The organism is Pseudoalteromonas sp. SWYJZ12 (genome assembly GCF_015864395.1).
Classification (GTDB): Bacteria; Pseudomonadota; Gammaproteobacteria; order Enterobacterales; family Alteromonadaceae; genus Pseudoalteromonas; species Pseudoalteromonas arctica.
Window position 1 is genome coordinate 91,928 of sequence record NZ_JADYXH010000001.1, and the last position, 20,707, is coordinate 112,634.

Here is a 20,707-nt window from a genome sequence, read left to right on the forward strand (position 1 = left end):
ACTAAATTCTTAGAACTTAAATAAATTCTCATAAATTGTACTATAAAATCAGCCAATATATTATTTTGTGTTGGCAAGTGTTGCTTATTAGTTTCTAATTGGCACAACTTTAATACTAGGAAATGCTCAATGAAAAAAATACTTGTATCACTTAGCTTATTAGCAATGAGTTTCTCAAGCCTTGCAGTAGATATTAACGAAGGTCAACTTCAAAGCTATATGAAAGCACTGCCAGCTGTAACGAGCTGGGCAAGCAGCCAAGAGTCTTTAAAAGACTTAGACTTAGCAAGTATGTTAGGTGGTTCTGCAGATCAAAGTGTTGACGAACAAAGCTCTCTAGCTAATAGCGCACTAAGCATGATTAAAGAGCAAGACCTATACAAAAGCTTCGCGGGTGTTACAGGCCGCTACGGCTTTACACCAGAGCAACTAGTAACTGTAGGTTCTGAAGTATCAATGGCTTATATCGAAAACCTTAAATCGGGTTTATCTGCTGATAATCAAGAAACAGCGAATAAAGTAATGGGCGGTTTTCAAAGTATGAAAAGTGCTAAAGATAAAGGCGCTAGTTCGTTAATGGGTTCGTTTGGTAAATCGTCAAGCGCAGCTGAGGAGTCTACAGAGTCTTTAGTAAGCGAAAGCAACCTTGAACTTGTGAGCGAATACATGCCACAACTACAAAAGCTTTTTGCACTTCTATAAGTTTTATTGTTTTATAAAAAGGTGGCTTTTGCCGCCTTTTTTAATGCCTAATTTTTATATGACTTAGATAAATTACAATATTTTATAAGTAATACTGACCGGGACTATATGCAAAAACGGGGGAGTAAATTATTACTCCCCCGTTTTTATTTAGCGTACAGATTATTTAAGATCGAATCTGTCTGCGTTCATTACTTTTACCCATGCGTTTACAAAGTCATGTACAAAGCGCTCTTTGTTGTCGTCTTGTGCATAAAACTCAGCAAGTGCGCGCAATATAGAGTTTGATCCAAATACTAAATCAACGCGTGTTGCAGTCCATTTAGTAGTGCCACTTTTACGGTCTACTATATTGTATAAACCTTTTTGAGTTGGCTCCCAACGGTTTGACATGTCAGTTAAGTTTACAAAGAAGTCGTTGGTTAATGAGCCTACGCTATTTGTAAATACGCCATGTTCGCTGCCAGCATAGTTAGTACCTAGTACTCGCATCCCACCAATAAGTACCGACATTTCTGGTGCACTTAATCCCATTAGTTGGCTGCGCTCTAGTAATAACTCTTCCGCTGACACTGCGTAATCTTTTTTCAGCCAGTTTCTAAAACCATCGTGAATGGGTTCTAGTACATCAAACGATTCTGCATCAGTCATTTCATCTGTTGCATCTCCACGTCCTGGAGCAAACGGCACGTTTACATCAACACCGGCTTGTTTTGCTGCTTGTTCGATAGCAGCTGTACCACCTAAAACAATTAAGTCGGCGATGCTAACAGGTTTACTCAAGCCAGCCTGCACTTTTTCAAGCGCACTAAGTACTGATGCTAAACGTTCTGGCTCATTACCTTGCCAATCTTTTTGTGGTGCTAGACGAATACGTGCGCCATTTGCGCCACCGCGTTTATCAGAACCACGATACGTACGCGCACTATCCCACGCTGTATTTATTAAATCAGCGGCACTAACACCACAATTTAATAATGTGGTTTTTAAATTACTAATTTCGGCGTCTGTTAATGTGTAATCAACGGCTGGAATTGGATCTTGCCAAATTAAGTCTTCGCTTGGTACGTCGGCACCTAAGTAACATGATTTAGGACCTAAATCGCGGTGAGTTAGTTTAAACCAGGCACGTGCAAACACGTCTGAAAAGTAGTCAAAGTCGTTATAAAAACGCTCAATAATTTTACGGTACGTTGGGTCCACTTTCATGGCCATATCAGCATCTGTCATCATTGGGTTTAAACGAATTGATGAATCTTCTACATCGACAGGTTTGTCTTCTTCTTTAATATTAATAGGCTCCCACTGATGAGCGCCTGCAGGGCTTTTAGTGAGTTCCCATTCGTAGGTTAATAAAAGCTTACAGTATTCGTTATCCCATTGTGTTGGGTGCGTAGTCCATGCGCCCTCTACACCTGATGTAACTGTATCGCGGCCAATCCCACGGGTTGTAGTGTTATTCCAACCAAGGCCTTGCTCGTGTACGTCAGCAGCTTCTGGTTCTGGTCCTAAGTTTTCTGCTTTGCCATTACCGTGCGCTTTACCTACTGTGTGTCCGCCTACCGTTAATGCAGCGGTTTCTTCGTCATCCATTGCCATACGTGCAAAAGTTTCGCGAATTTGGGCCGCTGTTTTAAGCGGATCAGGGATACCATTTACACCTTCAGGGTTTACATAAATTAAGCCCATTTGTACTGCGGCTAATGGATTTTCCATGGTGTCTGGTTTATCTACACTTTCGTAACGGCCGTCACTTGGCGCTAACCATTCTTTTTCAGCTCCCCAGTAAACGTCTTTTTCAGGATGCCAAATATCTTCTCGGCCGCCGGCAAAACCAAAGGTTTTTAAACCCATTGATTCGTATGCCATGTTGCCCGCTAAAATAATTAAGTCGGCCCATGAAAGCTTGTTACCGTATTTTTTCTTTATTGGCCAAAGTAAACGGCGCGCTTTGTCGAGGTTACCGTTATCTGGCCATGAATTTAGTGGCGCAAAACGTTGATTACCTGTACCACCGCCCCCTCTACCATCGGCTAAACGGTATGAACCCGCTGAGTGCCATGCTAAACGAATCATTAAACCGCCGTAATGTCCCCAATCGGCTGGCCACCAATCTTGGCTATCGGTCATTAAGCTTTTTACGTCTGTTTTTAGCGCGTCAAGATCGATTGATTTAAATGCTTCAGCGTAATTAAAGTCGCTATTGTATGGATTTGATTTGGTGTCGTGCTGATGAAGAATGTCTAAGTTTAGGGCATTTGGCCACCAATCAGTATTGGGATTAGACGTTTTAGTATTACTGCCGTGCATGACCGGACATTGGCCTGCTTTAGGGTTGCTCATTCTGGAATCCTTATAATAGAAAAGTAAAATACTTAATCAATCAGTATTGTTGTTTATGTATTTATAACTTTTTAAAAAGTAACGGTTATTTTTATTTAATCAGCTTACTTATTATTTAGTGTGCCTGCCTAAACACTTACGTATCCTTAATATAGGCGCATAAATTATGCTACGCCAGCCTCAACATACTATTTAAAACGATTGCTCCAATTTATATTTTTGATTGGCCTTTTGCTAATGATGTATTTAACAATAGCTTTGTAATTACGTTCAAAATAATAGTAAAAATAAACCTGATGGCGCTCGTGTAAAGTATTACGTAAGATAAAAAAACAAATTAGTGAATTAACCTTAACCTTTTTACTAGACCTGTGATCGAATTGAAAAATTTCGGCGTAATGGTATGTGAAGGGTTTGAAAGTGGCTTTAATTTATTTAAAGCGCACATTGGAATACCCCCCTTCACCATGAAATTGTAGTTATATAGTTATAATTATAAAGGTGCATTACTTAACCCCAATGCACCTTTACTTTATAAACCGAATACTTTGAGTATTCTTATATTTTTAACTAATTGAATTGAATTAAGTATTTGTTCATAAAGATTCAGTTAGTATGAAGTTGTTCTCCTGTGAATCCCTACGACATATTGTTGTTTTAAGCAGTTTTTGCCAGCTCATATTGAGCTGGTTTTTTTTGCCTATTTTTTTCCTAAAACTACCTAAGTATTAGCAAAATGCTCATGCTTTACCCTATTATTGCTAAGCTCACTGGGCTAAAAAATTCTTACAACTATTACTCCTATCTAAATTAGGTCAATTTTAATCCTGAAAAGTCAACGCGCCCTAGTGCCATTCAGCCCTGCATGTTAAAGTTATTACAGTAATTAATTTAATTAGGCGTACCGATGCGTTATTACCTATCTACACTTTTTGTTTGTTTAACTTTTTTTTCGGGCATAGTAAATTCTGCTGAACAAAAACCAGCAGCCCCTACTGCACAACAAGAGCAACAAGCCCTCAAACAACTTAAAGAGTCTATGTTTAAACCGCTAATGGAGCGCTACATACTCGACGAGCTAAAAGCCGTAAGGCAAGATCAACAAAAACTCCGTGAGGATGTAACTAAGCAAGTTACTCATGCACAGCTTGATACTGCAGATCGCGCATTAACATACACTACCGATACTATTAATAATGTATTTTTTATAATTACCGCTACGGCTTCTATTTTGGTTTTAGTGGGCTGGAACTCACTACGCGATGTTAAAAACAAAGTAGAAGATATTGTAAATACACGTGTAAGTGTAATTACTGACGAGTATGAAGACCGATTAAAAATTCTTGAAGAAAAACTACGCGTACGCTCAGAAGAAATACTCAGTAACCAAGAGCGCATATCAGTTACCAACGAGGTTCATTCGTTATGGATGCGCGCCAATTTGGAAAGTGATTTTGCTAATAAAATTGAAATATTTGATGAGATTTTAAAACGTAAACCAGAGGATGTTGAAGCCATTGCTTATAAGGCCGATGCGTTATTAGAAATAAATGAAACAGCACAAGCCATTGAATTGTGTAATCAAGCCATTGATATAGATAGTGTCTATGGTTATGCCTATTGGCAACGAGCATGTGCTTATGCGCTAACACATAAGCATGCTGATGCATTAGCCGACATTAAAATGGCACTTGAATACTCTCCAAATTTACGTAATGAGCTATTACATGAGAGCGCATTTGCAAGCTTACATGACAACGACAGCTTTAATACGATAGTAGCTGGTGAAGTTGTTTAAGCACTCGGTATTTGGCCTGTATGATTAGGCGCAACATCATAAAAAAGGGCCTTGGCCCTTTTTTTGTTTTTAAAGGTTAAGTTTGTTGTGTAATTAGAAGCTTTACTGCGCTCTACAAACTCTGCTCTACCGTAGAGTTAAGACCTAAAGTGATTAATTCACAAATAGGTTTAGAGACGCTGCGCTTTTAGAGAAGAGCTTAGAAGTTAAAATAATAAAAACAATCAGAAACTGTGCTTCTAACATGAGCAACAAGTCATACTCTAAACTTGGTATAAACACTTCTATTCGCGCAGGTTACAAGCTTTTAAAGCAACGCTTGTACTTTTATAATGCCGAGTCAGCATTGGTTTTGCTCTTCTCATTTGCTCCTCCTTTTCTTCTCTGCGTGCATATTGTTTTTTAGGGCTGTTATACACAAATAGGTTTAGAGATGCTGCGCTTTTAGAGAAGAGCTTAGAAGTTAAAATAATAAAAACAATCAGAAACTGTGCTTCTAACATGAGCAACAAGTCATACTCTAAACTTGGTATAAACACTTCTATTCGCGCAGGTTACAAGCTTTTAAAGCAACGCTTGTACTTTTATAATGCCGAGTCAGCATTGGTTTTGCTCTTCTCATTTGCTCCTCTTTTTCTTCTCTGCGTGCATATTGTTTTTTAGGGCTGTTATACACAAATAGGTTTAGAGATACTGCGCTTTTAGAGTAGTTAGCTTAAGTAATTAGAAGCTGTGCTTCTCGCGCGAGCAAGCTTAGCGCCTACGTGGAAAACTTAACCGGTGGTTAAAATTCACTTGTAGACGCGCTGCTTGCGGGCGTTTAAAAACGTAGTTTTTAGGATGGGTGATTAAGTAATTAGAAGCTGCGCTTCTCGCGCAAGCAAGCTCTGCGCCTACGTGGAAAACTTAACGCGGTGGCTAAAATCCACCTGTAGACGCGCTGCTTGCAGGCGTTTAAAAACGCAGTTTTTAGATGGTTGAATTAATACCAACCCGCAATAATACTTAATCATTTTTAGGGGCTAAACGTGTCGCTACCTGCGTTAAAAAATTCTCATTTAGAACAACTAAATAGCGAATTTTTTGCCTAGCTATCAACACGTTTTTCCATCCTCAAAATAGATCACTTAATTAAGCGAATTGGTATAAGTAATTAGAAGCTGCTACCCATTTTCTTCAGGCATAAAAAAAGCCGCATAAAATGCGGCTTTGGAGGTTTAGTCTCACTTCACTTTGGGCGTGTCTCCAAAACTTAGTGAATACGTTACCAAGGAACTGTTATGTATTATTTAAGCTATTGACTCTAATGCAATTTTAACCATTTCGTTAAACGTGCTTTGACGCTCATCAGCAGGTGTTGCTTCGCCAGTGATTACGTGATCACTTACTGTAAATAATGCCATTGCGTTTGCGCCGTATTCAGCTGCAACGCCGTATAAACCTGCTGTTTCCATATCTACTGCTAGCATGCCTAACTTGTCTAAGTCTTTATAGAACGAGTCATCTGCTTGATAGAATGTGTCTGTCGTAAATACGTTACCTACTTTTGCTTTAATTCCTAGCTCTTTAGCAGCGTTTACGCCGTTTAAAAGTAGGTCAAAGTTAGCAATAGCAGCAAAATCGTAGCCACGTACGCGTGCACGGTTTACGTTTGAATCTGTGCTTGCACCTTGTGCAAAAATTACGTCACGAATTTTGATATCTGTGCCAATACCGCCACACGTACCAATACGTATAATATTTTTAACGCCAAAGCTTACAATTAGCTCACGTGCATAAATAGACATTGATGGAATGCCCATGCCTGAACCCATGATACTTACTGGCTTACCTTTGTAAGTACCAGTGAAACCGTACATGTTACGAACGCCTGTAACTTGTACTGCATCATCTAAAAAGTTTTCAGCAATATATTGCGCACGTAGCGGATCGCCTGGCATTAATACTGTTTCGGCGAAATCACCAACGTTTGCACTGATATGCGGAGTACTCATTAATTGTTTTCCTTTTTATTTGGCGTTTTTAGCTCATTTAAAAAGCTGTCGCCGTAATCAAGCGCAGATAAGCTAAACCACTGTGCCAGTGTTTGACCTATATCTGCAAAGCTGTTGCGTTCACCTAATGGTGTGTTACTCATACCTGGTTGGTATGCAATAACAGGTACGTATTCACGAGTGTGCTCAGAACCTGGAAAGGTTGGGTCACAGCCATGATCTGCAGTGATCATTAATACGTCATCTGCTTTTAACTGATTTAGTATAGTTGGTAAATAGTCATCAAATTCTTTTAATGCTTTTGCGTATCCTACTGGATTACGGCGATGACCAAATTTTTCATCAAAATCAACTAGGTTAGTAAAGATTAAGCTACGATCTGGCGCGCTTTCCATTACTTCGCTGGTTTTTTCTAGCAAGTTCATAAGCCCAGGTGCTTTATGCTTTTGGGTTATGCCCTGATGCGCGTAAATATCTGAAATTTTACCAATACTAATTACTTCGCCGCCGTCTTTTGCTAGTACATCTAGCAATGTTGGTGCTGGCGGAAGTACTGAATAGTCACGACGATTACCCGTTCGAGCAAAGTCTTGGCTATTTGAACCCAAAAATGGCCGCGCAATCACTCGTCCTATATTCATTTCATCAAGTAGCGCCCGTGCGATTTCGCAAACTTGATAAAGCTTCTCTAGGCCGAATGACTCTTCATGCGCGGCTATTTGAAACACGCTATCAGCTGAGGTGTAACAGATTGGTTTACCTGTTTTTACGTGCTCTTCACCTAGCTGTTCTAAAATGGTAGTTCCTGATGCATGGCAATTGCCTAAAATACCAGGAATACCTGTACGAGCAATAAACTCGTCTATAAATTCTTGTGGGAAACTTGGCTGTGTTTTTGGGAAATATCCCCAATCAAATAACACAGGTACGCCTGCCATTTCCCAATGACCTGATGGCGTGTCTTTTCCGCTAGAGATTTCTTTAGCGTAACCCCATGCACCTTGAGGAGCTTGGCGGTCTGAAATTAAACACGGTTCGCCACCGGCAGCTTCGCATGCATCCACTAACCCAAGTTTTGATAGGTTAGGAAGCGACAGCGCACTGCCTGTTTCGTCGTAATATGCTTTTAGTAAGTGAGCGAATGTATTAGCCCCAAGATCGCCGAATTTATCTGCATCTGGTGCTGCACCGATTCCTAGGCTATCTGCCATTAAAATAATTGCTCTTGCCATTTTGACCTCACTTTGATTCTAGGTGGTTACTTTATCCGCTGATCGAATTTTCCGTACAGGACAAAAGTCCTGTTTCATAAAACCTAAACATTATAAATTTGCACCCTTGAGCGAAGCAAAAGAGATTAATCGTGTCTTTTTTGCTATTGTGATCTACCAACAATATATCTTTCTGTGTGGATGAGAACTTTAGTGACACGAACTACTATTATAGCCATTGCAGGCGCATCAGCGTCGGGCAAATCTCTTTTTAGCCAAACAATTTACAATGAATTGGTTAATGAGCTTGAACCAGGCGCTATCGCCATTATTGAAGAAGATGCTTATTACAAGGATCAGTCGCATTTGCCGATGGCTCATCGTACGCAAACAAATTACGACCATCCAGATGCATTTGAACACGCATTAATGCTTGAGCATTTAACGCAACTTCGTTGTGGTAACTCAGTAGAAGTACCAACGTATGATTATGCACAGCACACGCGTAGCGCAACCACACGCCGAGTGCCAGCTGCTAAAATACTCATTGTTGAAGGTATTTTACTATTGAGTGATAAAGCGCTTAATAAAGAATTTGATATTAAGGTGTTTATAGACACACCTTTAGATATTTGTTTAATGCGTCGTATGCAACGTGATATGGAGCAACGAGGCAGAACATTACAATCTGTTGTTGAGCAATATCAGGCAACTGTTAGACCGATGTTTTATCAATTCATTGAGCCTTCTAAGCATAATGCTGATTTAGTTGTGACTCGAGGCGGCATGAACCGCGTTGCGATTGATATAATAAAAAGTAAAATTAAATATTTACTACAAGAATAACAACGGGAAACATTTGTATGACAACATTTATGAGCTTAGTAGGCATGTGTGTGCTACTAAGCATTGCCTTTGCTGCGTCAACTAATCGCAAGGCAATTAACTTAAGAACCGTTGGTATAGCATTTGCGATGCAAATTGTTATAGGCGGTTTTGTTCTGTTTTTCGAAGCAGGAAAAAATGTGTTAACTAGCATGTCATCAGCCGTCTCATCGGTTATTGGTTATGCTAATGATGGTATTGGGTTTTTATTTGGTCCACTCGCCTCACAAGACACATTAGGTTTTATTTTTGCAATTCAAGTTTTGCCAGTTATCGTGTTTTTCTCAGCGCTTGTTGCTGTGTTATATCACCTTGGCATTATGGATTGGATAATTAGGATTTTAGGCGGCGGTTTACAAAAATTATTGAAAACCTCGCGCACAGAATCGCTTTCAGCAACTGCAAATATTTTTGTAGGCCAAACTGAAGCACCGTTAATAGTTAAGCCATTTATAGCAACGATGACAAAATCGGAATTGTTTGCAGTAATGGTAGGTGGCTTAGCCACTGTAGCAGGCTCTGTAATGGCCGGTTACGTAATTATTGGCGTAGATCTTAAGTATCTTATTGCTGCGAGCTTTATGGCTGCACCAGGTGGTTTCTTAATGGCCAAGATGATTGTGCCAGAAACTGAAACGCCTAGAGATAACTTAGCTGATTTAGATTTAGATGACGAAGATAAGCCTGTAAATGTAATTGATGCAGCTGCATCAGGTGCTGCAAACGGTATGCATTTAGCACTTAATGTAGGTGCAATGTTACTTGCTTTTGTAGCGCTAATTGCACTATTAAACGGTTTATTAGGCGGTATTGGCGGGTGGTTTGATTACCCAACATTAACGCTTCAAGAAATATTAGGTTATGTATTTGCTCCAGTTGCATGGTTACTAGGTGTGCCATGGGATGAAGCGATTATAGCCGGCAGCTTTATTGGTCAAAAGATAGTAGTAAACGAGTTTGTTGCTTACTTAGACTTTATAAATTATCGCGATACGTTAAGCGCGCACACACAAGCAATCGTTACTTTTGCTTTATGTGGGTTTGCTAACTTATCATCGATAGCCATTTTACTAGGTGGGTTAGGCGGTATGGCGCCTAGTCGGCGGAAGGATATCGCACGCTTAGGGCTCAGAGCAGTGTTAGCAGGATCTATGGCTAACCTTATGAGCGCAGCAATTGCTGGGTTTTTCCTCTCGCTAGCTTAGAAACTTATTGAGATGAACACCGGTGTTGCAAAACAAGAGGATAGCGCTTTAAGGGGTTAAAGCTCTATCTGACTTGAACGATACTTCACCAAGGGCCGCAAGGCCCTTTTATCGTTTTAGGCCTTAATTTTTAGCCTCAACTACTTCTAACCTCAAGCCACTTATCTATCTAGCCCCCTTTATAGTTATACATAACTCAAATAAACCAATATCTTAGTAACAAGTTCACATAAATAATTTTTGTGTTTTTCATATTTTCAGCCACACTTATTATTACTTAAGCTAACCGAATGACGATTCGCTATTGTGAAATATATTCTTTATTCTCTTTTTTTAATTTGTTCTGTGTATGTTCAAGCAAAGGAAGCCCTGCTTGTTGTTACAGAGTTAGCACCACCAAACCAAGTATTGATTAATGGCGAGGTAGCAGGTGAAGGTACTCAGTTTATTAGAGATATATTTGCTGAGGCTGATCTCACACCTAACATTCAAATGTATCCTTGGGCACGTGCTTATAAAATTGCAGATGAGTTAAAAAACACCTTTATATACAGCCTTGCACGCACTGTAGAGCGAGAAAATAAATTTTATTGGATTGGACCAGTTGGACGATTTGAGCTGGGCTTTATCGGCCTATCAGAGCGAAATGATCTTATTATAAATAATACTGAACAAGCAAAAGTGTATAAAATTGCAATGCAACGCAATGACTTTTCAACACAAACCCTCACGAAACTTGGATTTGAAGTTGTTTTAACCTCTGATATTCAAAAATCATACTCTTTACTATTAGCTAAAAAAGTAGATTTAATTGTAGACGATCCTTTATTCATGCAGCAGATGAGTGATTATCTAAAGCTCAAACCAGCACACTTAAAGTTTATTTATAAAATAGATGAGCTAACAATTGATGCTTATTTAGCTGCAAATAAAAAAACAGATATGTATTTAATAGAAGCACTGCAAGCTGCATTTTTAAAAATAAAGCAAAATAAAGGGCTTCCTTACGAAAGATAAATCATTGAAGATAAGTATGCTTATGGGCGACAAAATCATCTTTCATTTTTAACTTTTTATATTCTTTGTTAAATTACTTTATAACACGCACAACTACTTACTTATTAAATGCGATGCAATTGCTAGCAAGCGCACAAAGATGTAATTTTTGCAGCCTTTCAGCATCTTCCCCACTTTATAGTCAAAGGTTCAAACTGATGCATTATTGTCATTATGAGCCCAAAATTAGATCTATTTTCTTTTTAAAAACAAATCCATATATTGTTTTTGCCTCCAAATATTAGTAAGTTTTCGCCCGCTTTAAAACCAATTTTATATACGCCTAGAGCTGAATTGTTTTTTCGGCGTAAAATTTAGACCGCATACTTAATGGAATTGGTATAACTTACTTATCAGCTTTGAGCTTATAAAAGAAAGTTTGACTCGCGCCAGCGGCCCAGCCTAATAAAATGGTGGGTCACGTTCGATGTTTTTAATTATTGAAACAATGCCAAAGTAACGGGCTTTTAAACTAAGTTATAAGCACGCTTCCAAGGAAGCAATTTAAACTCGCAGGTTATATCAATAGCTGTGCAAATATCTTTTACAATATCGAGAGTACTACTAACAAGCTGGTCTTTGTCGTTTTGAATTTGTTGTTTTGAAATTATAAGGGAGAAATGTTCGGTATAAATTACAAGCTTAAACTCACTTGCATTAGCACAATGGCTTAGAAGAATAGAAAAACGAATATTAGGAGGGGATAAATAATAGCAATATCATTTAGTTAATTTACATTGATAATGGGCGTTGCTTGGTTTGAGTCAAATTTCAGACACAAAAAAAGCGCCTTAAGCGCTTTTTTTCATTTTACTTAAAAAGTAAAATTATACAGCTGTGATGTTATCAGCTTGTGGACCTTTTTGACCTTGTGAAAGAGTAAACTCTACACGTTGGCCTTCAGCTAAAGTTTTGAAACCTTCGCTTTTGATTGCTGAGAAATGTGCGAAAACGTCTGGGCCATTTTCTTGCTCGATGAAACCAAAACCTTTAGACTCGTTAAACCACTTAACTGTACCTGATACGATGTTAGACATTGTAATATCCTGAAATAAAAATAAAAATATGCTCATAAGAGCGGGTGTAGCAAAAAATGAGATGGTACTTTAAAAACTTCAGGACGGTACTACAAGTATTACTTATATCGAAATGGAGATTTATAGCTTACATGCTTTCTTTCTAGCTGCGGCCCACTATATAGAGTTTAAATAATATGTCAAGTACCTATCTATAATCAGAATGATAAACAACCAAAACAGCTATCATTGGTTATTAAAATTCAAATTCTAATGCGAGCCTAAAACTATGGTTTTTTTCTGATTGGCTTATCTCAGTGATGAAACCCGCTTCCCATTTTAATTGCTTTTGCCCATCAAAGCGCTGTAAACCTATAAAGCCAGGCCCTATACCAATAAAGTCTTCACCTACGTAAACCTCTATAGAAGGCTGGAAAGCAGAGCGATATCGATAGCGATATTGTGCTCTAAACTCACTTTCCCATTCGTTTTTAATGTCTTGCCCCCACTCATAAACCAAAAAAGCATTTAGCGTAAGACTTGTTTTTCCAAATTCTTTTTCGATCACAAAACCCGAGGTTGCCTCATACACATCTTCGTTATGCTTTTTTTCAAGCTCAAATAACGCGCCCCAATCAGCCCATAATTTACCTTGTTCAATTAATTGCCAACGTAGCTCAAGCTCATAAGCTTCTAATCCAAAGTCGCCGTTGTCGTCTCGCTCACCAACTAAATAGCCTTCGAGTGCCATTGTATCGTTAATAGCACCACCGCCACCCAAACGCTGCGCTAGTATGTTGCCACTATCTGTTTGGTGCGACACTAATCGCCACTCAAACTCACGCTCAAAAGGCAAAACATAAGGGTGATATACCTTATCAACAACAATACCATCGGCCTTTGCTTGGATTGAGAATACCAACAAACAAAGAGCGGTAAAACTAAGCGCTGAATATAGGTTGAGTGCTTTCATACACGTTCCTTAGTTATTGAAGCGGAAATAACATAACAAAGTAATAAAAATAACACGCTGCTTGTACTATATATAAGTACACTCATTAAATCAGGAGTGGCCTCGTAACCAACAAGAGCACGCAGTACGCGGCCTAGCTCAGAGTTTTCGCTTAACAAATTACGTAAGTCCCACACTGTTGAGGTGTTTGTAATTAAATCTATTTGGCTTGCCAAATCCAGTGCAACTAGTAACTTAGCCGCGCTGTTAAAAGCAAGCAAAGTAAAAAGCGGATACATACCAAAACGGTGCTTAATTGCATTCATTAAAAAGTACAGCAATACGCTAAAACTTAAACAAATTCCCACACCTAATAAAGTGCCAATAAATAAGCTTTGCCCTGCATCATTATTTTGCCAAAAACTGGTGAGGTAAATAATATAATGGCTTAAATACAGCGTTATTATGCTTATAACTGCGATATAAAATGCCGCTGACTTTTGCTTTAGTGCAAATACCAATACAGCAATAAATATAGTAATACATAGCCCTATTTGTGAGTACTCTAACCCTTGGTGTTCAAACCACTGGCTCACCCACGACGCACTTTGCATGTACAAAAACGACATTATCGCGCCTATTAATAAAGCAGACCCTATTTTTAAAGAGCTTTGTTTTTTAACTACTTGTAGTAATACTAATAAAATAGCCACTGGTAGTAATTGGTTAAGGCTCATGACTAAACTAGTTATTAGCATGCTGCGCCCCTTCATCGTTAACTATAACAACGCCCCTTGCTGTATTTGGCGAAAACTCACCAAAAAACTCGTAATGCCCTTTACTTAGCGGCCCTATATAAATAATGCTTTTACGATTTGGGTAGAGTACTTTTTCTCTGTTTAGATCAAAGCTATCAAACTCTTCTGGTGTGCTGTCTTGGTTTTCTATCAATAGTTTTACTTTTTTATTTGCGGGAATAATTATTTGCGAGGGATAAAACAAATGATCTTTTAAAATAATAAGGTACTCTTTACTCGCCGCGTTAAACGACAAAAATAACAAACAACAAAGGCACTGATTAAATAAACGTTTAGTCACTTTTTACTCCTGTAAAAGTAACCTTAACGGTTAGTCCGCCTAAAGGGCTATTCGCTAAATGAATACTTGCGCCATAAATAGCAATTATATGTTGAACAATCGCCATACCTAAACCCGCACCTTGCTCGCCTGATGGATGCTGGTCGCCACCTACGCGATAAAAGCGATTGAATATTCGCTCTTTTTGCTCTTCAGTCATACCCGCACCGGAATCATCAATTTGCCAACTAAAGCCGTTATTACTTGATGCTAATTTAATTATAATTTGACCATTATTGGGTGTGTATTTTATGGCATTGCTAAGTAAGTTAGCGATAAGCGTGGTTAATGTAAACTCATCACCATTAATTACAAAATCATCGCCTTCAAGACTAATGGTTTGGTTTTTTTCATCTATTTTGTCGTATTGCTCCGATACGACTTGCTGAGTAATCGTTAGCAATGATTGTTCGCTAAACTGCCTCTGCCATTGTTCAGGCTGAGTGCGCCCTAAAATTAGCATTTGTTCAACAATATTACTTAAGCGATTAATGCCCTGCGACATAGCTTGGAGTTCTTGATGGTTTTGCGAGTTGCTTTGTTTATTAGCCAAATTATGTACATTAATTTTTAAACTACTAAGCGGGGTACGTAATTCGTGAGCTGCATCTGAGGCAAAAAAGCGCTCTCGTAAGTAAGCGGTTTCTACTCGTTTAAATAAGTCGTTTAAACGATTAATAACCGGTTTAATTTCTTCGTCGGTTACCTGCCAGTTAATTGGCGTAAAGTCGTTTGCTTGGCGAGTAGCCAGCTGCTTAGATAATCGAGTAAGAGGGGCTAATGCGTATTTAACAAAAAAGCTAATAAAAATAGCAAGCAGAGGGACTGCCCATAGCATAGGTAACATTGCAGATAAAATAACTGCTTCAGCTAATTCAAACCGCTTTGCCATAGGTTCAGCAACAATGACTTTACGGGTGTTTTTACTCATCACAAACACTCGCATACGCTGCCCTGCTACATTGGCAGTTTGAAAGCCCTCGCTAAAACTAATTTGGTTATTCGTTAAACTCGATGAGCCACTAAGTAAACTATTATTTTGCCAAATTTGATACAACAACTGAGCGCTATTATTACTTACTTGTACTGCATCTGTGCTTAGTGCCAATGGTTGCTCAATTAAAACGCCAGCCACTATTTTAAGTTCATTATCAAGCAAGTTTTCGCCGTGCCGCATGCTTTTTTGATAGCCTTTTACTAATGCTAAAAAGCAAGTAAGCACCATCATTGAAAGTAAAATTAAGGTCAGACGTTTACGAATAGACATTTTCAACCTCGAAAAACAAACACACTCTAACGCTTACCAACCACGTAGCCAATGCCACGTAAGGTTTTAATAAAATCGCTAGGGAATTTTTTACGAAGATGATGAATATGCACCTCTATGGTATTAGAGCCAACTTCTTCACCCCATTGGTAAAGTTTGTTTTCGAGTTGTTGTTTTGATTGCACCCTTCCCTGATTTTCCATCAGCGCCTTTAAAAGCATGTATTCTTTTCGCGGCAGTGTAAGTGACTGCCCACTTAGTGTAACTGTATGAGCTGATGTATCCATTACTACATCACCACAGCGCAATAAGCTTGATTGTGTTTGGTTAATGCGCCGGCTTGCTACACGTAATCGAGCAAATAACTCAGCAGGGTCAAACGGCTTTGCAAGGTAATCGTCTGCCCCCATATCTAGCCCTTGGACTTTGTCATCAATACTGCCGCGAGCAGTTAAAATAACCACCGGAATAACTTTTTTTTGTGCTTTAATATGCTTTAAAACTTGCGAGCCGTCGCCATCAGGTAATCCTAAATCGAGAATAACAAGCTCAATCTCACCACTAGAAAGGCACTCTAAGGCATGCTTAACTGTGCCACTATGCTCTACGCTGTAGCCCTCTTGACGCAAAGAGCGAATAAGCCCTTGCGCCACTAAATGATCGTCCTCAACGAGTAATAAATGCATTATGTGTTTATCTTTTTAGTTTTTTATCTACTTTTACCAATAGCTGGCTTATTGCTTGTTGGCGATATTCATCTGCTTTTGCCCGAGTATCACGAATGCCCGCAGCTTGTGCTACAAGTAGTCGTGCTTTAGCTTGTTTATAATCGCCTTCGTCATACAAATATTCACCGTATAAGTAATTAGTATCAATGCCTTCGAGATTAAAAGCGAGCGCTTGTTTAAATAATTTTTCAGCTTTGTCGTCATCACCAAAACCAATTGGCCAACCGGGTACTTTGCTATAAAGCGTTGCAAGGCTTGCGTAAGCTGAGCCATTTAATGCACTGCCATCTATTGAGAGTGCATTTTCGAGTGACGTTTTTGCCTCTTTTGCTAAACCAAGTGCACCCAACCCGCCTTTTGCGCCTGCAAAACTGGCTAACACAATACCATTCCAAATATGTGTTTGCGCCGAGTTTGGGTAGTTTTTAACAAACAATGCACTTTGCTCACTTAGTTGCGTAAACGCGTCTATTTGCGCATCATCTTCAAGTTCGTAATTAGCAATTGCCCACTTTTGTTGAATAGAGGTTAAGTCTTGTGTTTCATCTGCGTGTACTGCGGTTGCAAATACAGTTGTTAATACTAAATAAAATGCGAGTATAAATTTATACATAATTTTGCCCTTGTGTGTTTGTTAACTTAAAAAACGTTTAATTTTAGGAAGTTGTTTTGCAATAGCGTTATCAACAACGCTTGGGAATGCGCCATTTATGCGTGCAAATAATTTTTCAGGAAAACCAATAAAACGCCTTGTTTGATTCGAATTTATAAGTGCTAATAACTCTTGAGCAACTAATTCTGGCGAGTCCATTTTATTACCGAGTTCTTTATTCATTGCACGCGCTTTACTGCTATTAATAGATGTATCTGTTGCTCTAGGCGCTAAATAGGTCACTTTAACGCCTGAGCCGTTAAGCTCACGCGAGAGCGCTTCTGTAAAACCACGTAAACCAAATTTACTGGCGCAATAAAGTGTTTGAAACGGGTAGCCAATACTGCCAAACGATGAGCCCACGTTAACAATGGTGCCTTTGGTATACGCTAACTGCCCTAAAAATAGCTGGCATAATTTAATAGGCACCGACAAATTAGTAATGAGCATATTGTCTATTTGCTCATTACTTGTGTGCTCTAAGCTTTGCATTGTATTTATACCGGCATTGTTAATAAGTAACTTAACGCCGCCGAGTTGCTTGGCTTTTATTGCTAAGTTAATACGTGTTGTATCGTCGGTTAAATCGCCAGCAAATATTTCACTGTCAGGGCATGCACGGCTCAGTTTTTCAAGGGCTTGGGTATTTCGCCCTACAAGCAGTAACTTCCACCCTTTTGCATATAGGGCTTTAGCAATCGCTTGCCCTATTCCGCCTGTTGCGCCAGTGAGCACACATAAAGTGCTACTCATGCCAATTTGCCTTGTGCACTAGCTTTAAAAAACGGTTCGTCATCGAGTCCACGAAATATATCGCCGTATAAACGATAAAAGCGCTTTGCACCATGAAGTATGGCTTGTTGATCCGCCTCATCTGTTATTTGGTTCATTAGGTTTTCAAAAAACTTCACATGCTCTATATCAAGTGCGCCGTGAGAGGTTAAATAACTAAATGCTTTTTTAGGTAAGCCCACAGCGCTTGCAATGTTTGAAGCTGCGCCATCAGCAAGTGCTATAGAAGTGCCTTCAAGCACATGTACCATGCCAAAAAAGCTCAATGGGTTTTTACGTGCAATAGAGTCGTACGCGTACGACACCATCATTTCGGTAGCAAATTGCGGCTGACTACACCGTACTATTTCTTTGTCAAAACCACAGGCTGCAATATCATTAAGTACCCACTCTTGATGGCCTATCTCTTCTTCAATGTATTCTGCAACGGCTTCGCGCAGCCACTCTTGATCATCGGTTAATCGCGCACCAACCGACATCATTAATGGCACGGTGTGCTTAACATGGTGATACGCTTGTGCTAAAAACGAGGCGTATTCTTCAAGTGATGCTTCGCCTTTAAAAACACGCTGAATAATAGGTGCTGCAAGCAGATAGTTTTGCTCTTGTTTAGTTTGCTCTTTAAGGGTGTTAAAAAAATCACTCATTAATTACTTCTCCAAGTCGGTAAAATTGCTCAAACACAGCATGGTACTGCTTACTTATGGCATATCGTTTTGGGCGATTATTTGTGGTTAATAATCCTTGTTGCACACTTAATGGGGCAGCTAAACGATGCCATTTTTGAATTCGTGCATAGTCAGGTAGTTGTTTATTAATTGCGTTAATGTATTGAGCTAACGCTGGGTTACTTAGCTTTGAATCGGCGTAAATAATGACGGTTAAAAAAGGTCGACCTTCACCAAACACAACCGCTTGTAAAATTCCGCTTTGACTTAGTAATAGTGATTCAGGCCACTCGGCACTGATGTTGCGACCCATGCTGGTAATAATTAGGTTTTTTAATCGGCCTTTAATAAATAAAGTATTTTTACGCTGCTCGACCAGATCGCCGGTTGCATACCACTGGTTTTTGTTGTGAGGTTGATGATTTAAGTAACCTAAAAACAAATCGCCTTTTATAAAAAGCTGGCCATTTTCAATTTTGGTTTGAATATGAGGTAACACAGAGCCTGCACTGTGAAGGTTATCGTTTGTGGGCGTATTTAAACTAACTACAGATGCCGCCTCAGAAAGTCCATAACCTTGGTAAACCGGTAAGTTTAAACTACGCGCTTTGGTTAATAGCATTTCGCTGACAAGCGCACCACCTACTGCAATAAACTGTAACGAACTAGGCGGTTGCCACCCATCTTCTGCAAAAGTAACTAAGCATGCTAATAGTTCAGGCACTAAAATAAGCGTATTTGGCTTAACTTTATCAATCGCAGCTATAAGCTGTGCGGGCTGTTTTAATGCAGTTCCAACAAAACCTAATTCATTTAACGGCATTAAATGCACTGTACCGCCACTTTTTAAGGGGGCATACACACCGGCTATATTTTCAAGCAATACAGCAAGCGGCAATAAACATAAATGAACAGGCTTTTTAATATTAATCTTATCGCACAGAGATTGAGCTACCTGCATTTGGCTCTTTGCAGATAAACACACGCCTTTTGGTTGCCCAGTCGATCCTGATGTAAACGTTACTTTTTGAGTTTCTGGAAAATAACTGACAGCTTTAACTACAACAATTTCGTAGATATATAATGTGTAACACTCAAATAAAGTAATCGATGCAGTCGGCTCCCCAAGTAAAGGGTTTAGCGTGTCGCTAATAAATAAATGTGCGCCGCATTGCGCTAGTACATATTGAGTTTGTTGTTCACTAAAAAAGTGAGCAATTGGCACAGCCACTTTATTAGAAACCGCAGTAGCGGCATCAATAACAAGCCAAGCTGGCGTATTATCGAGCTTATAAGCGACACATTTGCCGTTAAAGCTTTGTAGTATTTTTACTACTTTTTGTATTTGCTGGTTAAACTCATCACCGTTAATTTCAAGTATTTGCTCTTTATTATGGGCAATAATTAATGGCGATACTGAATGTGTATTATAGTAATTCATACGTTCACCAATGCATTTACCAAAGAATTGATATTTGAGTGGTTTTGCTGCATCAAACTATAAAGCATTGGGGTATTTAGTACTTGTTGGTGAGCTTGCTCTAGGCTCACAATGCATACTGTTGGTTGGTTGGCGTAATAACTGCCCCACTTTAATGGGTTCTCAACTACAAAACTGCTCGCAAGTGCAATTTCAGTACACGTAACACCAAGTAAGCGCAATAAAGCACGCACTTTGTTGGTTGCACAAAACACTAAATGTTTTGCCCCCACACTTTGCAGAGCTTCGTTAACAATAATAAAATGTGCAAGTGTTGCTCTTCGGTTTGTAGAGCAGAGATTACCAAGTTCAAAAATTTTATTGCGAGAAATACTTTCATCTAAAAAATCTTCAACGGGTGATGCTAAATATTGCTCAATAAACAATGGCGAAGTTGCTTGCCTTAGCCCTAACGTGCACTTTCCTTGCTCGGTAACGTATTGGCAAAGTAGTGGCATAAAAGAAGTAAGCTTAGCGTTATACGCAACTAAAAAACCTTCTTTCACTGTATTTTCGAGATTTTTTCGATGCACATCATCAATACGAGCACTAATAAACTGACTGTTATTTTGTGTTAAATCTAATGATGTAGAAGTGTGGGCTAATTGCATAAGCTCGCTCATTTAAACCTGTTTATATTTCAGGGTTTAAATTTAACGAGTGAAACTTAAAGAAAACTTAAGAAAAAATTAATTTAAATAAAAAAGCGTCTTAAGTGTTAAATCGCGAGGGCCTAGGCAAGCTAAATAGATCAGAATTCAACTAACTAAAAAATCGCTATAACAAAACTTCTTTTTTAAAATTAAACTTAGGTTAATTAT

At 39.0% G+C, this 20,707-nt stretch carries 20 protein-coding genes; 5 read left to right on the top strand and 15 right to left on the bottom strand.

Annotation, left to right across the window (positions count from 1 at the left end; translation table 11 throughout):
* Positions 1-129 precede the first annotated feature (129 nt).
* Positions 130-702: a hypothetical protein gene (locus I6F42_RS00375; protein ID WP_010555231.1), complete on the top strand. Its 573-nt coding sequence runs from the start codon at positions 130-132 to the stop codon at positions 700-702.
* Positions 703-864: 162 nt separating this feature from the next.
* Here the strand turns inward: I6F42_RS00375 and katG are convergent, their stop codons facing one another.
* Positions 865-3,045, bottom strand: coding sequence for a catalase/peroxidase HPI (gene katG, locus I6F42_RS00380; protein ID WP_197149896.1), 2,181 nt, complete (start codon positions 3,043-3,045; stop codon positions 865-867).
* Positions 3,046-3,952: 907 nt separating this feature from the next.
* Between katG and I6F42_RS00385 the strand changes: the two genes are divergently transcribed.
* Entirely contained in the window at positions 3,953-4,843 is an 891-nt protein-coding gene (locus tag I6F42_RS00385; RefSeq protein ID WP_007583526.1) for a tetratricopeptide repeat protein, read from the top strand.
* Positions 4,844-5,127: 284 nt separating this feature from the next.
* On the opposite strand, the gene I6F42_RS00390 is transcribed toward I6F42_RS00385, so the two are convergent.
* From I6F42_RS00390 to I6F42_RS00400, 3 genes are all read right to left on the bottom strand, one after another.
* The gene (locus I6F42_RS00390; protein WP_165722933.1) at positions 5,128-5,346 is read right to left on the bottom strand and encodes a hypothetical protein; all 219 of its coding nucleotides are present in this window, start codon (positions 5,344-5,346) and stop codon (positions 5,128-5,130) included.
* Positions 5,347-6,132: 786 nt separating this feature from the next.
* Complete coding sequence (gene deoD / locus I6F42_RS00395) at positions 6,133-6,837, bottom strand: purine-nucleoside phosphorylase (RefSeq protein WP_002959109.1); 705 nt, start codon at positions 6,835-6,837, stop codon at positions 6,133-6,135.
* Positions 6,837-8,069 (bottom strand): phosphopentomutase, encoded by a 1,233-nt coding sequence (locus I6F42_RS00400; RefSeq protein ID WP_010555228.1) that lies wholly within the window; start codon positions 8,067-8,069, stop codon positions 6,837-6,839. The genes deoD and I6F42_RS00400 overlap by 1 nt, the downstream gene beginning before the upstream one ends.
* Positions 8,070-8,261: 192 nt before the next feature.
* On the opposite strand from I6F42_RS00400, the gene udk reads away from it, so the two are divergent.
* From udk to I6F42_RS00415, 3 genes are all read left to right on the top strand, one after another.
* Positions 8,262-8,894, top strand: a complete 633-nt coding sequence (gene udk, locus I6F42_RS00405) for a uridine kinase (RefSeq protein WP_007583533.1) — start codon at positions 8,262-8,264, stop codon at positions 8,892-8,894.
* A gap of 17 nt (positions 8,895-8,911) precedes the next feature.
* Complete coding sequence (locus tag I6F42_RS00410; protein ID WP_007583535.1) at positions 8,912-10,138, top strand: NupC/NupG family nucleoside CNT transporter; 1,227 nt, start codon at positions 8,912-8,914, stop codon at positions 10,136-10,138.
* Between the two features lie 306 nt (positions 10,139-10,444).
* Positions 10,445-11,155: an ABC transporter substrate-binding protein gene (locus I6F42_RS00415; RefSeq protein WP_197149899.1), complete on the top strand. Its 711-nt coding sequence runs from the start codon at positions 10,445-10,447 to the stop codon at positions 11,153-11,155.
* An 866-nt stretch (positions 11,156-12,021) separates the two neighbouring features.
* Here the strand turns inward: I6F42_RS00415 and I6F42_RS00420 are convergent.
* The 11 genes from I6F42_RS00420 to I6F42_RS00470 all read right to left on the bottom strand — a co-directional run bounded on the left by I6F42_RS00420 (position 12,022) and on the right by I6F42_RS00470 (position 20,497).
* On the bottom strand, positions 12,022-12,231 hold the full coding sequence (locus I6F42_RS00420; RefSeq protein WP_002959120.1) for a cold-shock protein: 210 nt from the start codon (positions 12,229-12,231) through the stop codon (positions 12,022-12,024).
* A 235-nt stretch (positions 12,232-12,466) separates the two neighbouring features.
* Positions 12,467-13,183, bottom strand: coding sequence for a hypothetical protein (locus I6F42_RS00425; RefSeq protein ID WP_010555226.1), 717 nt, complete (start codon positions 13,181-13,183; stop codon positions 12,467-12,469).
* Positions 13,180-13,920 (bottom strand): iron transporter, encoded by a 741-nt coding sequence (locus tag I6F42_RS00430; protein WP_197149902.1) that lies wholly within the window; start codon positions 13,918-13,920, stop codon positions 13,180-13,182. The genes I6F42_RS00425 and I6F42_RS00430 overlap by 4 nt, the downstream gene beginning before the upstream one ends.
* The gene (locus tag I6F42_RS00435) at positions 13,907-14,260 is read right to left on the bottom strand and encodes a cupredoxin domain-containing protein (protein ID WP_007376645.1); all 354 of its coding nucleotides are present in this window, start codon (positions 14,258-14,260) and stop codon (positions 13,907-13,909) included. The genes I6F42_RS00430 and I6F42_RS00435 overlap by 14 nt, the downstream gene beginning before the upstream one ends.
* Positions 14,253-15,566: an ATP-binding protein gene (locus tag I6F42_RS00440; RefSeq protein WP_197149904.1), complete on the bottom strand. Its 1,314-nt coding sequence runs from the start codon at positions 15,564-15,566 to the stop codon at positions 14,253-14,255. The genes I6F42_RS00435 and I6F42_RS00440 overlap by 8 nt, the downstream gene beginning before the upstream one ends.
* Before the next feature lie 26 nt (positions 15,567-15,592).
* Complete coding sequence (locus I6F42_RS00445) at positions 15,593-16,252, bottom strand: response regulator transcription factor (RefSeq protein ID WP_007583549.1); 660 nt, start codon at positions 16,250-16,252, stop codon at positions 15,593-15,595.
* 7 nt (positions 16,253-16,259) lie between these two features.
* Positions 16,260-16,907: a hypothetical protein gene (locus tag I6F42_RS00450; RefSeq protein WP_165735955.1), complete on the bottom strand. Its 648-nt coding sequence runs from the start codon at positions 16,905-16,907 to the stop codon at positions 16,260-16,262.
* 21 nt (positions 16,908-16,928) lie between these two features.
* Positions 16,929-17,699, bottom strand: coding sequence for an SDR family oxidoreductase (locus tag I6F42_RS00455; RefSeq protein ID WP_165735954.1), 771 nt, complete (start codon positions 17,697-17,699; stop codon positions 16,929-16,931).
* Positions 17,696-18,385, bottom strand: a complete 690-nt coding sequence (locus tag I6F42_RS00460) for a TenA family transcriptional regulator (RefSeq protein ID WP_165726406.1) — start codon at positions 18,383-18,385, stop codon at positions 17,696-17,698. The genes I6F42_RS00455 and I6F42_RS00460 overlap by 4 nt, the downstream gene beginning before the upstream one ends.
* Positions 18,378-19,847, bottom strand: coding sequence for an AMP-binding protein (locus I6F42_RS00465; RefSeq protein ID WP_197149907.1), 1,470 nt, complete (start codon positions 19,845-19,847; stop codon positions 18,378-18,380). Before I6F42_RS00465 ends, I6F42_RS00460 begins: the two co-directional genes overlap by 8 nt.
* Positions 19,844-20,497 carry a thermostable hemolysin gene (locus tag I6F42_RS00470; RefSeq protein WP_033026818.1) on the bottom strand — a complete coding sequence of 218 codons (654 nt, stop codon included), beginning with the start codon at positions 20,495-20,497 and terminating at the stop codon, positions 19,844-19,846. Before I6F42_RS00470 ends, I6F42_RS00465 begins: the two co-directional genes overlap by 4 nt.
* Positions 20,498-20,707 lie beyond the last annotated feature (210 nt).